Source organism: Agromyces allii (assembly GCF_009749385.1).
Lineage (GTDB): Bacteria > Actinomycetota > Actinomycetes > Actinomycetales > Microbacteriaceae > Agromyces > Agromyces allii.
Map to the genome: position 1 here is coordinate 167,349 of NZ_WBIN01000006.1, position 15,925 is coordinate 183,273.

Consider the following 15,925-nt stretch of genomic DNA (forward strand, 5'->3'; position numbering starts at 1 on the left):
AATGAGGGTGCCTCAGTCGACCCCGCTTTCGGGTGACACCGGGCGCGAGTCCCCGATCAACCCGGGGTTTTCGCCCGAAGTGCCCCCCGTTTTGGTTACGCGCCGACCCTGTCGGAGTTTCCCTCAGCAGTGCTTGACTCGGCACACCTGCGTATTCCTCAATTTTTCAGCAGTCTGACCCGACGCGAAGGTTCAATGATGAAGAGCAACTGGTTCGGCACCCGAGACGACGACCGCGCACAGCACCCGCGCCGCTCCCGACGTCAACGCGAAGCCGAACGCTCTCGATCACTGCGCGGCCTCATCGCGTCGGTCGCGGTCGGCGCACTGCTCGTGGTCGGACTGCCGACCATGGCGTTCGCCGAGGCGACCGACCCGGCCGCTGACCCGAGCGTCACGACGGAGACGACCGATCCGACGACGGCGACCGAGTCGACCGACCCCGCGACGGAGACGGCGACCGACCCCGCGACGGAGACGCCGAGCGAGGAGCCGTCCGAGACTCCGTCCGAGACGCCGAGCGAGGAGCCGAGCGAGGCCCCCGTCGAGGAGACGCCGAGTGAGGAGCCCGAGCCGACCAAGCCCCCGCTCAAGTCGGCGAAGGCCGCGGCCCCGCAGATCGAGCAGCAGGCTGCGGCGATCCTCGCGGCCCCGCCTGCGAACTCCGCGAACAACTCGGTGGTCGTCGTCAAGGTCGGCGACGACCGCGACCTCGGAAACGCCGGCACGATCAACCCGCTCGCGGGCGTCACGCTCGCGCTGTTCCCGACGCAGACCGGCGGGTCCCAGCTCGCCGACGCGTGGGCGACCTGCGTGTCCGACGCGGCGGGCGACTGCTGGTTCCAGATCCCGAACACGGGCACGGCCCCGAACAACGCCAACCGCGACCGCGAGCTCTGGGTCCGTCAGGTGGGCACGCCGTCCGGCTACTTCGCGAACACCCTCATCCGCACGGGTGACGCCGACGGCGGCAGCAGCCAGCAGACCCCCTACAGCTTCCGCATCGGCAACGCGTCGAACTCCTACCAGCTGCGCGGCAACACCACCTACAACAGCACCTCGCAGTTCATGGTCGGCACGGGCAACTCGAACCGCTCGGCCTCGGGCGGCACGTGGCAGACCTCGCGCAACAACATCGCGCTTCCCCAGCAGTGCGGCCTCGACGTCGCACTCGTCATGGACCTCTCCGGTTCGGTGAGCCCCTCGATCGTGCAGGCTCGCGCCGCCGGCGTCAGCCTCGTGCAGGCGCTCGAGGGCACGCCCTCCCGCGTCGGACTCTTCACGTTCGGCCCAACCGCCCCGCAGGCCGGCGCCAACAACATCAACCGCCCGATCACCGCGGTCTCGACGCCGGCCGGCGTCTCCACGGTCTCCGGCTGGATCAACGGCCTCACCGCCACCGGCTCCACCAACTGGGACCGCGGCATCTACCAGGTCGCCACGAGCGCCGCGTCCTACGACGTGGCCATCGTCCTGACCGACGGAAACCCGACGGTCTACGGCACCGAGACCGCGCCCGGCGACTTCACCCGCATCCGCGAGGTCGAGAACGCCATCTTCTCGGCGAACGCCGTGAAGAAGGAGGGCACGCGCGTCATCGCCCTCGGCGTCGGCAGCGGTGTCACGGCGCCCTCGACCGCGCTGAACCTCGCGGCGATCTCGGGCCCGACCAAGTACAACGGGTCGAACTCGGCGACGGCCGACTACTACCAGGAGGCCAGCTACACGGCCGCCGCCGCAGCGCTCCGCGCACTCGCCCTCGGCAACTGCCAGGGCGGCGTCAGCGTCGTCAAGCAGGTCATCCCGCCGGGCGGCACCATCGCCAACGCGCAGCCGGCCGCCGGCTGGGCGATCGGCGCGAGCAACCCGACCAACGGCATCACGGTCGGAGCCCCGAACCCCGCCAACGGCCAGACCGACGGCACCGGCGCCATCAACTACCCGCTGAACATCCCCGGCGGCACCACGGGCACCGTGACCATCCGCGAGACCCAGCAGGCCGGGTACACGAACGAGCAGCAGAGCGGCTTCAACGCGGTCTGTCGGGACCTCTCGACGAACCCGGCGACGAACGTCGCGGTCACGAACGCGCCGGTCGTCAATGGGCAGCCGGGCGTCGTGGTACCCGTGTCCGCGACAGCCGCCATCAGCTGCACCTTCTACAACCGGGCCCCGAACCCCGCGGCACAGGTCGTGGTGAACAAACTCTGGGCCGTGAACGGCGCGCCCGCCGTGCCGCACGGGTCGCAGGACCCGAGCCTGACCGGCATCTCGACCATCAACGGCGGACAGGTCGGCTTCGGCAACCAGCAGGGCGGCTTCTCGCAGGGCCAGGTCGTGCCGGTCGGCGAGTCGCTCGGCCAGCTGCCCCTGCTCTGCACGATCACCAGCCAGATCCTGACGAAGGCGAACGGCGTCGGCCAGAACGTCGACGTGTCCGCGGGCAAGACGTACGCCGCGACGCTCATCGCAGGTCTGAACACCTACGAGATCACGAACACGGTCTCGTGCCCGACCAAGCTGACCCTGTTCAAGACCGTGCAGGGCGGCCCGGCCGCGAAGGGCGACTGGACGCTCACCTCGCTGCCCCCGGTCGACGGCCCCGGCGGACCGTACCTCCCGGGCCCGACGGGTGCCGACAGCGGCTCCGGCGTGGTCGCGAACGTCACGCCGACGGCCTACTACCCGCTCACCGAGACGGGCAACACGGCCAACACCGCGCTCTACGTACAGCCCTTCAACGGCGACCCCGCACAGCGGGTTCCCGGATCGAGCGGCACCTGGAACTGCGTGACCCTGAACGCGAACGGCGGCACGGGCGGAGCCGGCAACAACGCGGGCGGCCTGAACGGCGGCGTGCGCGTGCCCTTCGGCACCTGGGTCGGCTGTACTGCGGTCAACCAGACCTCGCAGGTGCAGCTGAACAAGGTCGTCGACCCGAGCAACGGCGGCAGCGCCGTCCCGAACAACTGGGATCTGCGCACCACCCCCGCCAGCACGTCGAACGGCGAGGTGACCTCGACCGTGAAGAGCGGCACGACGGTCTTCCTGCGCCCCGGCTCGACGTACAACCTCTCGGAGCTGAACGGACCTGCCGGCTACGACCAGAAGTCGCTGCAGTGCAACACGGGTCCGAACGACACCTACGTCGACGCGACCAGCGTCAACCTCCCCGCGACCGACTCGGCGATCTGCGTGTTCACGAACATCGCCAAGCTGCCGAAGCTCTCCCTCGACAAGGTCGTGTCGCCGTCGGGCGTCGCGAACAAGACGTCGTGGACGCTGAGCGCGAGCCGAGCCGACAACGCCGCGGTCGTCGCGAGCGGAGCCGGCGGAACCGGCGGGTACGTGGACGTGCCCTCGGGCGTCGCGTTCAACCTCGCGGAGACCACCGGACTGCCGAACTCGGGTGAGTTCCAGGCCGGAACCTGGCAGTGCACCGTCAACGGCGGGGCACCGATCGGGGGCCCGCTGCTGCCGGCGCTCGCGCCGGGCGATCAGGCCGCCTGTGTCGTGACCAACACGCTCAAGCCGGTCGTCCCGACCATCACGAAGACGGCCGCGATCCCGACGCCGAACGCGAACGGCTCGTGGACCGTCGGATACGACATCGTCGTGACGAACCCGAGCAACTTCCTCGACCTCACGTACTCCCTGACCGACCAGCTCAAGTTCGGCAGCAACGTGACGGTGAACAGCGCGTCCTACCAGCGCACGCTCCCGGCCCCGCCCGGAGCGAGCACGGCATGGAGCGTGCCGTTCGCGAACGTTCAGGCGTTCGCCGATGAGCCCCTGCTCGTCAAGGGCACCACGCACACCTGGCACGTGACGGTCAACGCGACGGTCGCACCGGGAGCGAACTTCGGCGGCACCAGCCCCACCGCGTGCGACGCGGGCACCCCGGGCACCGTCGGGTTCCTCAACACCGCGACCATGACGGTCAGCGGGGTCGACTACCCCGCGCAGGACTGCTCGGTCCCGGTGAAGCCGACGATCGCCAAGGTGGGCGGCACGGCCGTCGACAACGGTGACGGCACGTGGACGCTCCCGTACACGATCACCGTGACGAACCCGTCCGCCACGACCGGCGTCGTGTACGACCTCAAGGACACGCTCGACCTCCCGGCCTCGGCCGAGCAGGTCGGCCTGCCCACGGTCGTCTCCAAGCCGGCCGGCGTGACGACCGAGCCGGGCTGGACCGGTGCGGTGCCGAACGACCTGCTCGCCAACGACATCGCCCTCGCGGGCGGCGCCGCGGCCCACGTGTACCAGATCTCGGTGAAGGTGCGCCTCGGCGCAGACGACCCGGCCTACACGTGCCCGAACCCCGACGGCCTCAACAACACGGCGACCCTCGTCTCGGGCAACCAGACGACCGACGCCACCGGTTGCGTCACCGTCAACCCGCCGACCATCACGCACACCAAGACGGTCGTGCCCGGTTCGGTCGTGCAGGGCAGCGACGGCAAGTGGACGATCGCGTACGACATCGTCGTCACGAACGGCGGCGCCGTCGGCGGCACCTACTCGCTCGCCGACTCGCTGCACTTCGGTACGGGTGTGAACCTGAGCGGCGCGACCTACGTCGTGACCAAGGACGGCGCACCGTACGTGACGCCATGGGCCGGCAGCGGCAACCTCGCGGTCGACGCCTATCTGGCCGCGGGCACCGCGACCACCTACCGCATCACGGTGGCGGGCATCGCGCTCGTCGGGCCCGACCTCACGCCGGCGCAGTCCGCCTGTCCGTCGGACAGCTCGAACGGCGCGTTCAACAACACCGCGACCCTCAAGGTCGCCGGCGTCTCGACCGACAAGTCGGCCTGCGACTCGCCGAGCGCTCCGAAGATCGTCAAGTCCGACGCGACCTCGGTGCAGCAGCTCGACGGCACGTGGAACGTCTCGTACAAGCTGACCGTGTCGAACACCGACCCGGGTGCCAAGGCTTCGTACTACTCGCTGACGGACGACCCGGCCTTCCCGGCGGGTGTCGCCTACATCAGCTACCAGATCGACGCGAACGCGCCGGTGACGCCGTACGACGGGTCGCCGTTCACGGTCGCCTCGAACAAGGCGATCGCCGCCGGCGCCTCGGACGTCTACACGGTGCTGCTCAACGTCGACGCCCCGGTGGGCGACATCGAGCCCGAGCAGCTGGAGTGCGCGACCGAGAACAACCCCGACGGCGTCGGATTCCTGAACAACGCAACGGTCACGTCGGGCGAGATCACGCGCTCCGACGACGACTGCACGAACATCAGCCGAGGCGGCGAGCCGACGGTCGTCAAGGACGACCCGACCGTCACCCAGGACGGTGACGGCGTCTGGACGATCGTCTACGACGTCACGGTCACCGGCAACTCGGAGTTCGTGTCGCGGTACACGCTGAAGGACACGCTCCGCTTCGGCCCCGAGATCGACATCCAGTCGGCCTCGTGGACCGGCGAGACGAGCGGCTCGTGGGCCGACCCGACCGCCGACCCGACCGCAGAGCTCGTTCCGACGAACAAGGTGATCGGCATCGACGCCGTGCACACGTACACGGTGACGGTGACGGCCACGGTCGACGCCGCGGCCTTCGAGGACCCGACGACGAACACCTGCTCGTTCACCGAGAACGACCCGAACGTCGGGTTCCTCAACGAGGCGGCACTGACGTCGAACGGCATCGTCTCGACCGACACGGGTTGCGGGCTTCCCGCTGAACCCGAGATCGAGAAGAGCACCGTCGGCGACGTCGCGAAGGTCGGCGACCACTGGGAGGCGACGTACGAGATCACGGTCTCGAACCTCAGCGCCGATCAGGACCTCGTGTACGACCTCAACGACACCCCCGACTTCGCGGGCGACGTGACGATCACCGATCGTGAGGTCTCCAGTGCGGATGTCACGGTGAACCCGGCCTGGAACGGCGCATCGCCCTCGACGGACACCATCGTCGAAGACGAGACGCTGCCCGGCGGCGCGACGCACACGTTCACCGTGGTCGTCTCGTTCACCGTCGACGACGTCGCCGGCAGCGATGAGCTGCTCTGCGAGGGCGACGGCGGCAAGGGTCTGCTGAACGGGGCGGAGGTCGTCTCCGGCGACTCCTACACCGACGACGCCTGCTACGACGTCCCCATCGTCGTCGAGCTGCATAAGGACTGGGTGATCAACGGGAGCGATCCGATCGCCTGGGACAGCGATGACCTGCCCGACGGCTTCACGGCCCAGGCGGTCCTCGACGGCGAGCCAGTCGCGTGGGACACCTCGTACGGCCCCTATGCGCTGCATGACGAGGTCAACGTCGACGAGAGCGACGTCGTGATCCCCGAGGGTTGCACGCTCGAGGACACGACCGGAACCGGTGACCAGGAGCTGGTCGACGCGTACAACACCTTCACGGTGACGAACATCGTCGAGTGCACCCAGACGGTCACGGTCACGAAGGTCGTGCAGAACCCCAACGGCGGCGATGGCGTCGCGACCGACTGGACGGTCTCCGTGAGCGGAACGGACGACGGCTTCGGCGGTCCCGGCACCGCGAGCGGGCCGGTCGAGGTCGGCGTCGGCTACACGCTCAACGAGGTCTCGCTCGTCTGGGTGAACGGCGTCCAGTACGAGGTCACGGCGACCTGGACCTGTGAGTCCGAGAGCGGCGAGGACGCGTTCACCCTGGTGAGCACGCCCGGTTCCGTGAACGCGACGCTCACGGTGAACACCTACGGCGCCAGCGTCGACTGCGAGATCGAGAACTCGGACATCGCGCCGAACCTCGAGATCGAGAAGTTCGTCGCTCCCGACGAGGTGGCCGAGGACTTCCCGCCGACGCTCTGGCACCTGAGTGCGAGCGACAACGGGACCGCGGTCATCGAGGGCGACGGCGGCGCGAGCGGCGAGGTGAAGTCCAACACCCCGTACGACCTCGCGGAGTCCGCCGACTTCCCCGAAGCCGACGAGTTCGAGGCCGGCGACTGGATCTGCGTCGACAACAGTCAGGAGCCGCCGGCACCGGTGATCCTCGACGACGACGCAGTGACGCTGCAGCCCGGACAGGACGTCTACTGCTCGATCACGAACACGGCCAAGCCGGCGACCTACGTCGTCGACAAGACCGTCGACTCGGCCGAGCAGCAGCCCGACGGCACGTGGCTGATCGACTACACGATCACGGTCGAGAACACGAGCGGCGTCTCGCCCCTCGAGTACGACCTGACCGATGACCTCTCCAACTTCGGCGAGGGCATCACCATCGATGAGGCCTCGTGGAGCTCGTCGTACGGCGACGACGGCACGTGGGACGGACTCCCCGACACGCTCGAGGAGACGCTCGCGACCGACCAGCCGCTCGGCGCAGGAGACACCGACACCTTCGAGGTGGAGGTCGTCGCGACGGTGACCCAGGACGCCTGGACCGAGGAGACCACGGCCTGCACGACCGGGGACATGTTCGGCGAGGGCGGATTCCGGAACGTGGCCACGGTCACGATCGACGGCCTGCCCACGGTTCGCACCGCCTGTGACGAGCCCGGCCGCGCCGACGCCCTGAAGTCCGTCGTCGGCTCGCCGGTCGACAACAACGACGGCACGTTCACGGTCGAGTACGAGATCGCCGTGACCAACGCCAGCGGAAAGGACCTCTACTACGACCTGAGCGACACCCCGGAGTTCCCGGCCGGCACGACGTTCACGGCCACGGCCACGGACCCCGACGGCAACCCCGTCGCGGACTGGACCGGCGTCGACCCCGACACGGTGCTCGCCGAGGGCCGGCTCATCCCGGCCGCCGGCGACGACCCGACGGTCGAGACGTGGACGATCACGGCCGTGGTGGATGTCTCGACCATCACCGACATCGACACCGTGAAGTGCGTGAAGGGTGAGACCGGGCGCGGCTTCTACAACGGAGGCGAGTTCACCTCCGGGACGATCGTCACGCCGCTCGAGGGCTGCGTCGACATCCCGGTGGCGAAGCTGACGCTCGTCAAGCACGTCGACAACTCGGCGCTCGGCAACCTGCCGATCACCGGCGGCGTGGCGAGCGACTGGAACCTCTCCGCGGACGGACCCACGACCCTGGTCGACGTCGCCGGCAACGAGGACGGTGTGTCGACGATCGTCTCGGTCGGCGACTACAGCCTCTCCGAGGCGGCGATCGCCGACCCGTCGAGCCCGCTCGTGCCCGACTACTACGAGGCATCCGACTGGAGCTGCGAGCCCACCGAGGCCGCAGAGGCGTCGGTGACGCTCGTAGCCGGTGACGACGTGACGTGCACGATCACGAACACGGTGTTCCCGGTCGACGTCGGCATCGAGAAGGAGGCCGACCTGCCCGAGGGCGTGACCGCGGTGGATGACACCGAGGACAACACCTTCGACTGGGTGCTCACGGTCACCAACAACGGCCGTGCGGTCGCGAACCTCGAGGTCACCGACCTGATCGACGACCAGCTCGAGATCACCGGGCCGGCGACGTTCGATCCCGCTGAGAACTGGACGGAGGACACGACGGGCAACGCCTTCAGTGCCACCTACAGCGGCATCTACGCGGCCGGCCAGGTCACGACGATCCGCATCCCGGTGAAGGTCCTGCCCGTTGAGGTCGAGGCCCCGCCGGCCGTCGGTCCCGACGACCCGGCGCCGGTCCTGCCGCCGCTGAACACGGATCCGATTCCGAACGAGGCGTGCGTCGCCATCCTCGGCATCGAGGATTCGCCGGAGCGGGTCGCCGCCGCCGTCGATCTCGGAGATGCGCCGGTGGACGCCGACCTCCTCGACCTCGACGTGACGAACGACTGCGCTGATGCCGAGGTGCCGGTCAAGCGGGTGGATGCGGGCGTGTACGTCCGATGCATCGCGGACGTCCCGTGGCTGTACTTCGACGTGCAGGCGACCGACAACGTCACCCCCGGTGACATCACGGTCACCTGGAAGTCGGCCGACGGCACGCTCACCAAGGTGCAGACGATTCCGTGGGACGCTCGCACCGGCCGGCTCCTCTGGCCGGGCGCCGCGGTCGACGCGAACGGCATTCCGTATCAGTTCCCGGGATGGCGTCCGATCACCGAGGAGGATCTCGCGAACCCCGGTTCGGTGGTTCCCGGAACCAGGTTCCTCGACCTGATCCTCGATGAGACGGTCGACACGTACCCGTGGCGCGACATGGACAACGGGGCGACGATCACCTTCTCGGTGAACCCGAGCCAGAGCGTCCTGGCGGTCTACCCGCAGGCTCTTCCGACCTGTGCGATCGACCGTCCGGCCGAGCTCCAGATCGACAAGACCGCGAGTGTCACCAGCACGAAGGCGGGCGGCGACTTCAGCTACTCGCTGCAGGTGACGTCGGTCGGCACGGGTGCGACCAACCCGACCGAGGTGTTCGACGAGATCCCGGCGAACCTCCGGGTCGACTCGATCACGACGGCCCCGGCTCCCGCGTTCCCGCGCTGGGAGGACTGCGAGGTCACCGGCAAGGACTCGAGCGGATACGGTGGCACGCTCCACTGCGACCTGCTCGGCCAGCTCGGACCGAACTTCACGACGGCGCCGGTCATCGACCTGGCGGTGCACGTGAAGGAGGGCACCACGGTCTCGACGATCGAGAACACCGGTGAGGTCTGCTGGCAGACGGCCGACGACCCCGACCCGGCGACGGAGTGCGCGGAGGACATGGTTCCCGTGACGCTCCTGGGCGGGACCGCCATCACCGGGTTCGCGGGCGGACCGTGGGTCTGGGGGGCCGCAGGCCTCCTGATCCTGGGCAGCCTGGCCGTGACCTGGGTCGTGATCCGACGGCGTCGGGAGGCGGCCGCCGACTGATCCGCGGCGGCCCGGCGGTGGGTGAACCCGCCGGGCCGCCGTGACCGGCACCCGGGTTGCGAGGGGGAACGCGACCGGGAACGAGGAAGGGCCGATGCGAATCGCATCGGCCCTTCTTCAGTGCGACGAGGTCGCGTGGGGGATCGTCAGGGCTTGCCCCGCATGATCGCCTGCTTGACCTCGGCGATGGCCTTGGTCACCTCGATGCCACGGGGGCACGCGTCGGTGCAGTTGAAGGTGGTGCGGCAGCGCCACACGCCCTCCTTGTCGTTCAGGATGTCGAGGCGGACGTTCGCCGCGTCGTCACGGTCGTCGAAGATGAAGCGGTGCGCGTTCACGATCGCGGCCGGGCCGAAGTACTGTCCGTCGGTCCAGAACACGGGGCACGACGAGGTGCACGCGGCGCAGAGGATGCACTTGGTGGTGTCGTCGAAGATCTCGCGCTTGGCGATCGACTGCACGCGCTCCTTGCCGGACTCGGGCTTCGAGTTGGCGATGAGGAACGGCTGCACCTCGCGGTAGCTCGCGAAGAACGGCTCCATGTCGACGACGAGGTCCTTCTCGAGCGGCAGGCCCTTGATGGCCTCCACGTAGATGGGCTTCGAGATGTCGAGGTCCTTGATCAGGGTCTTGCACGCGAGCCGGTTGCGGCCGTTGATGCGCATCGCGTCGGAGCCGCAGATGCCGTGCGCGCAGGAGCGACGGAACGTGAGCGAGCCGTCCTGCTCCCACTTGATCTTGTGCAGGGCGTCGAGCACGCGGTCGGTCGCGTACATCTCGACGTCGAAGTCCTGCCAGCGCGGCTCGGTGTCGACGTCGGGGTCGAACCTGCGGATCAGGAACGTGACGGTGAACGACTGGATGGCGGCTTCTGCTGCCGGCGGCTGCTCGAGCGTGGTGGTGCTCACGATCAGTACTTCCTCTCCATCGGCTGGTACCGGGTGATGGTCACGGGTTTCCAGTCGAGCCGGATGTGATCGGCCGCGTCGGCCGAGTGCGCATCGCCCGAGAGGTAGGCCATGGTGTGCTGCATGAAGTTCTCGTCGTCGCGCTTCGGGAAGTCGTCGCGCATGTGGCCGCCGCGGCTCTCCTGTCGGTTGCGCGCGGAGTAGACGACGACCTCGGCGAGGTCGAGCAGGAAGCCGAGTTCGACGGCTTCGAGCAGGTCGGTGTTGAACCGCTTGCCCTTGTCCTGGACGGCGATGTTCTTGTAGCGCTCGCGGAGGCCGGCGATCACGTTCGTGACGTGGGCGAGGGACTCGTCGGTGCGGAACACCTGCGCGTTCTTGTCCATCTCGTCCTGCAGTTCCTTGCGGATCGCGGCGATGCGCTCGGTGCCGTTGGAGTCGCGCAGCAGCTGGAGCATGTCGCGGATGCCGGCGGCGGGGTCTTCGGGCAGCGGCGTGAAGTCGACGCCGGAGTTGACGTACTCGACCGCGTTGCGGCCGGCGCGCTTGCCGAAGACGTTGATGTCGAGCAGCGAGTTGGTGCCGAGGCGGTTGGAGCCGTGCACCGAGACGCACGCGCACTCGCCGGCGGCGTAGAGGCCGGGCACGACGGTGTCGTTGTTGCGCAGCACCTCGGCCGAGACGTTGGTCGGGATGCCGCCCATGGCGTAGTGCGCGGTGGGCATCACGGGAACGGGCTCGTAGACCGGGTCGACGCCGAGGTAGGTGCGCGCGAACTCGGTGATGTCGGGGAGCTTCGTCTCGAGCACCTCGGCGCCGAGGTGCGTGCAGTCGAGCAGCACGTAGTCCTTGTGCGGACCTGCGCCGCGGCCTTCGGCCACCTCCTGCACCATGCAGCGCGCGACGATGTCGCGGGGCGCGAGGTCCTTGATGGTGGGGGCGTAGCGTTCCATGAAGCGCTCGCCCGAGGCGTTGCGGAGGATCGCGCCCTCGCCGCGCGCACCCTCGGTGAGGAGGATGCCGAGCCCGGCCAGGCCGGTCGGGTGGAACTGGAAGAACTCCATGTCCTCGAGGGGCAGGCCCTTGCGCCAGATGATGCCCACGCCGTCGCCGGTGAGGGTGTGCGCGTTCGAGGTGGTCTTGTAGATCTTGCCGAAGCCGCCGGTGGCGAAGATGATCGCCTTGGCCTGGAAGACGTGCAGCTCGCCGGTCGCGAGCTCGTACGCGACGATGCCGGAGGGCTGCTCGACGCCGTCGACCACGGTCATGACGAGGTCGAGCGCGTAGTACTCGTTGTAGAACTCGATGCCGAGCCTGACGCAGTTCTGGAACAGCGTCTGGAGGATCATGTGGCCGGTGCGGTCGGCCGCGTAGCAGGCGCGGCGCACGGGCGCCTTGCCGTGGTCGCGGGTGTGGCCGCCGAAGCGGCGCTGGTCGATCTTGCCCTCGGGCGTGCGGTTGAACGGCAGGCCCATGTTCTCGAGGTCGATGACCGCGTCGATGGCCTCCTTCGCGAGGATCTCGGCCGCGTCCTGGTCGACGAGGTAGTCGCCGCCCTTGACGGTGTCGAACGTGTGCCACTCCCAGCTGTCCTCCTCGACGTTCGCGAGGGCGGCGGCCATGCCGCCCTGCGCGGCGCCCGTGTGTGAGCGCGTCGGGTAGAGCTTGGAGATGACCGCCGTGCGGGCGCCGGGGCCCGCCTCGATCGCCGCGCGCATGCCCGCGCCGCCGGCGCCGACGATGACGATGTCGTACTGGTGGTAGTGGACTCCGTCGACGATCTTCGTCTCGACGGGTGCGCTCTGGGACGTCACGTTTCTCCTAGACAGCGGGGCAGAACGAGGGAAGCAGGTCGGCGGGGGAGCCGGCGGGGCAGGGGTCGAACGTGAACACCACGAGCGTGCCGAGCACGATGAGCACGGTGGCCGCGAGGAACAGCGCGCCCTTCAGTACCTTCTGGGCGGTGCCCGGGTTCGTGTAGTCGTTGACGATCGTGCGCATGCCGTTGGCGCCGTGGATGAGCGCGAGCCACAGCATCGCGACGTCCCACCACTGCCAGAACGGGTCGGCCCACTTGCCGCCGACGAACCCGAAGTCGATGGCCTTGACGCCTTCGCCGACCAGGAGGTTCACGAACAGGTGGCCGAAGATGAGCACGAGCAGCACGACGCCGCTGGCGCGCATGTAGATCCAGCCCCACTTCTCCAGGTTGAGCCCGCGCTTGCGTGCGGGTCGTGCCTGGCTGCGAGGCGCTTCGATGACGGACATGTCGGCGGCTCCTTAGTGGCTGAAGACGTTCATGAGGTGGCGGGGCGCGAAGCCGAGCATCGTGACGACCCAGAGGGCGATGACGATGTAGAAGAGCAGCTTCTGGTGGCGCGTGGCCCAGGCCCACAGGTCGACGAGGATGATGCGGATGCCGTTGAAGGCGTGGAACACGATCGCGCCGACGAGGGCGACCTCGCCGAGACCCATGATGGGCGTCTGGTAGGTGCCGATGACGGCGTTGTACGCTTCGGGGCTCACGCGCACCAGGGCGGTGTCGAGGATGTGAACCAGAAGGAAGAAGAAGATGGCGACACCGGTGATCCGGTGCAGTACCCACGACCACATTCCCTCGCGGCCGCGATACAGCGTGCCACCCGGCTTCTGTTTCGCCGGCTTCGCGGGTGCGGCCAGGGTTCCTGCCGAGTTCTCTGGCATGAACAACCCTCCCTGGCTGTGTGAAGAGCCCTGATTCGAAGGGCGCGAACGGGCAGACGGCCCGATGCGATTGTAGACCCGGGCCCGTCGCGCCGCCGCTTAGGGCTGCCTAACTCTCTCGATGTCGAGATATCTGCGCGGGGTGTCCGAGTGCCGGATGCCGCATCCGGACGGATGTCGATGCCTCCCGGTATCCTCTGAGGCATGTCTACGCGCGCCGAACCCCTCGACGACTTCTACAGCGTGATCCCCGCGGGAGGCGTCGGCTCCCGGCTCTGGCCGCTCTCGCGCGCCGACGCCCCGAAGTTCCTGCACGACCTCACGGGTTCGGGGCAGACGCTCCTGAAGGACACGTGGGACCGACTGGCCCCGCTCTCGGGCGATCAGCGCATCATGGTCGTCACGGGTCGTGCGCACCGCGCCGCCGTCGAGGCGCAGCTGCCCGACCTCGTCGACGAGAACGTCGTGCTCGAGAGCGAGCCCCGCGACTCCACGGCGGCCATCGGGCTCGCGGCCGCGATCCTCGAGCGTCGTGAGCCAGGGGTCATCATCGGCTCGTTCGCGGCAGACCACGTCATCTCGGGGGCGGCGCTGTTCCGCTCCGCGGTCTCCGACGCGGTGGCCGCGGCCCGCGCGGGCTACATCGCCACCATCGGCATCACCCCGACAGAACCCGCCGTGGGCTTCGGCTACATCGAGTGCGGCAGCGAGCTCCAGGTCGAGGGCGCGTCGCGCGTTGAGCAGGTGCGGAGCTTCGTCGAGAAGCCCGACCTCGACACCGCGCGCCGGTACGTCGACGGCGGATCCCACCTCTGGAACGCGGGCATGTTCATCGCCAAGGCGTCGACCCTGCTCGACGAGATCGCGCGCAACAAGCCCGACCTGCACGCCGGACTCGTCGAGCTCGCCGAGGCGTGGGACGACACGTCCACCCGCGGCCCGGCCGTCGACCGCATCTGGCCGAAGCTCGAGAAGATCGCCATCGACTATTCGGTGGCCGAGCCCGCGGCCGACGCGGGCCGCCTGGTCGTCGTGCGCGGCCACTTCCAGTGGGACGACGTCGGCGACTTCGCCTCGCTCGCGAAGCTGAACTCGTCGGGCCGGTCGGGCGAGCTGGCGATCCTCGGCGAGGGCGCGCGCGTGCTCGCCGACGCATCCAGCGGCATCGTGGTCAGCCGCTCGAAGCGCGTCATCAGCCTGATCGGCGTGCAGGACATCGTCGTGGTCGACACGCCCGACGCCCTGCTCGTGACCACGAGCGAGCATGCGCAGCGCGTGAAGGCCGTCGTCGACGCCCTCCGGCTCGGCGGCTCCGGCGACGTGCTCTAGCCGCTCCCGGGTCGGCGCAACGAGATCAGCGGCCGCGGAACGCGGTCGAGAACGCGAAGGAGCATCGGATGTCGCGCAAGGGGTTCGGATTCGGGATCGCGCTCGTCGCGGCATCCGTGGTCCTGATGGGGTGCCAGGCGGCGCCCGAGAAGGCGGAGCCGACCGAGAGCGCGGGCTGCGTGCGCATGGTGACGAACTCGGGCGGCCTCGAGGACCGCTCGTTCAACCAGTCGAGCTGGGAGGGCCTGCAACAGGCGGAGGCCGAACTCGGCGTCGAGGCCGAGGCGATCGTCTCGACCGGCGAGACCGACCTCGCGCCGAACGTCGAGCAGGCCGTGGCCTCGGGCTGCGGGCTCGTCGTGACGGTCGGTTGGGAGCTCGCCGACCCGACGCTCGAGCAGGCGGGCGCGAACCCCGAGACGGCGTTCGCGATCGTCGACGAGACGGTGGAGGCCGAGAACGTCAAGCCCGTCGTCTTCGACACCGCGCAGGCGTCGTACCTCGCCGGGTATCTCGCGGCCGGCGTCACGAAGACCGGGGTCGTGGCGACCTTCGGCGGCGGCAACCAGCCGCCCGTGACCCTCTTCATGGACGGGTTCGTCGACGGCGTCGCCAAGTACAACGAGGTGCACGGCACGAGCGTGCGTGCGCTCGGGTGGAGCAAGGAGGCGCAGGACGGCGCCTTCACGGGCGACTTCGAAGACGTGAACAAGGGCAAGACGCTCACCGACGGGTTCATCGACCAGGGGGCCGACGTGATCCTCCCGGTGGCCGGCCAGGTCGGCGAGGGCGCGGCGTCGGCCGCGGTCGAGCGCGGCGGCGTCTCGGTCATCTGGGTCGACAGCGACGGCTACGAGACGCTCTCGGCGTCGTTCCGGCCGGTGATCCTCACGAGCGTGCTGAAGAACACCCAGGACGCGATGGTGCAGATCGTCGACGAGGTGCAGCAAGGCACGTTCACGAACGAGCCCTACATCGGCACGCTCGAGAACGGCGGCGTCGAGATCGCGCCGTACCACGACCTCGCGTCGCTCGTCTCGCCCGAACTCGACGGCGAGATCGAGGGGCTGCGGCAGGCGATCATCGCCGGCGAGATCGTCGTGGAGTCGCCGAGCGCGCCCTGATCCGACCGGTCGGAGCGACGCCGACCCCCGCGCGGGGGCGTCGACCCGTGCTCATATGAG

At 69.0% G+C, this 15,925-nt stretch carries 7 protein-coding genes; 3 read left to right on the forward strand and 4 right to left on the reverse strand.

Annotation, left to right across the window (positions count from 1 at the left end):
* The first annotated feature begins 198 nt into the window (after positions 1-198).
* Positions 199-9,801 (forward strand): VWA domain-containing protein, encoded by a 9,603-nt coding sequence (locus GQR16_RS08980; protein WP_157414804.1) that lies wholly within the window; start codon positions 199-201, stop codon positions 9,799-9,801.
* A gap of 146 nt (positions 9,802-9,947) precedes the next feature.
* Here GQR16_RS08980 and GQR16_RS08985 read toward each other — a convergent pair whose 3' ends face one another.
* From GQR16_RS08985 to sdhC, 4 genes are read right to left on the reverse strand one after another with little or no spacing between them, the layout of a single operon-like run.
* Positions 9,948-10,709: a succinate dehydrogenase iron-sulfur subunit gene (locus GQR16_RS08985; RefSeq protein WP_067878535.1), complete on the reverse strand. Its 762-nt coding sequence runs from the start codon at positions 10,707-10,709 to the stop codon at positions 9,948-9,950.
* Between the two features lie 2 nt (positions 10,710-10,711).
* Positions 10,712-12,523, reverse strand: a complete 1,812-nt coding sequence (sdhA, locus tag GQR16_RS08990; protein ID WP_157414805.1) for a succinate dehydrogenase flavoprotein subunit — start codon at positions 12,521-12,523, stop codon at positions 10,712-10,714.
* 7 nt (positions 12,524-12,530) lie between these two features.
* The gene (locus GQR16_RS08995) at positions 12,531-12,977 is read right to left on the reverse strand and encodes a succinate dehydrogenase hydrophobic membrane anchor subunit (RefSeq protein ID WP_157414806.1); all 447 of its coding nucleotides are present in this window, start codon (positions 12,975-12,977) and stop codon (positions 12,531-12,533) included.
* 12 nt (positions 12,978-12,989) lie between these two features.
* Positions 12,990-13,412, reverse strand: coding sequence for a succinate dehydrogenase, cytochrome b556 subunit (gene sdhC / locus GQR16_RS09000; RefSeq protein WP_157414807.1), 423 nt, complete (start codon positions 13,410-13,412; stop codon positions 12,990-12,992).
* Positions 13,413-13,616: 204 nt separating this feature from the next.
* On the opposite strand from sdhC, the gene GQR16_RS09005 reads away from it, so the two are divergent.
* Both GQR16_RS09005 and GQR16_RS09010 read left to right on the forward strand, forming a co-directional pair.
* Positions 13,617-14,741 carry a mannose-1-phosphate guanylyltransferase gene (locus tag GQR16_RS09005; RefSeq protein WP_157414808.1) on the forward strand — a complete coding sequence of 375 codons (1,125 nt, stop codon included), beginning with the start codon at positions 13,617-13,619 and terminating at the stop codon, positions 14,739-14,741.
* A gap of 68 nt (positions 14,742-14,809) precedes the next feature.
* Positions 14,810-15,865, forward strand: a complete 1,056-nt coding sequence (locus GQR16_RS09010; RefSeq protein ID WP_157414809.1) for a BMP family lipoprotein — start codon at positions 14,810-14,812, stop codon at positions 15,863-15,865.
* The last annotated feature ends 60 nt before the right edge of the window (positions 15,866-15,925 follow it).

Bases quoted from the DNA above. Each gene is read 5' to 3' on its own strand.
- GQR16_RS08980 (WP_157414804.1), top strand. From the start codon at position 199: ATGAAGAGCAACTGGTTCGGCACCCGAGACGACGACCGCGCACAGCAC.
- GQR16_RS08995 (WP_157414806.1), bottom strand. From the start codon at position 12,977: ATGTCCGTCATCGAAGCGCCTCGCAGCCAGGCACGACCCGCACGCAAG.
- sdhC (WP_157414807.1), bottom strand. From the start codon at position 13,412: ATGCCAGAGAACTCGGCAGGAACCCTGGCCGCACCCGCGAAGCCGGCG.
- GQR16_RS09005 (WP_157414808.1), top strand. From the start codon at position 13,617: ATGTCTACGCGCGCCGAACCCCTCGACGACTTCTACAGCGTGATCCCC.
- GQR16_RS09010 (WP_157414809.1), top strand. From the start codon at position 14,810: ATGTCGCGCAAGGGGTTCGGATTCGGGATCGCGCTCGTCGCGGCATCC.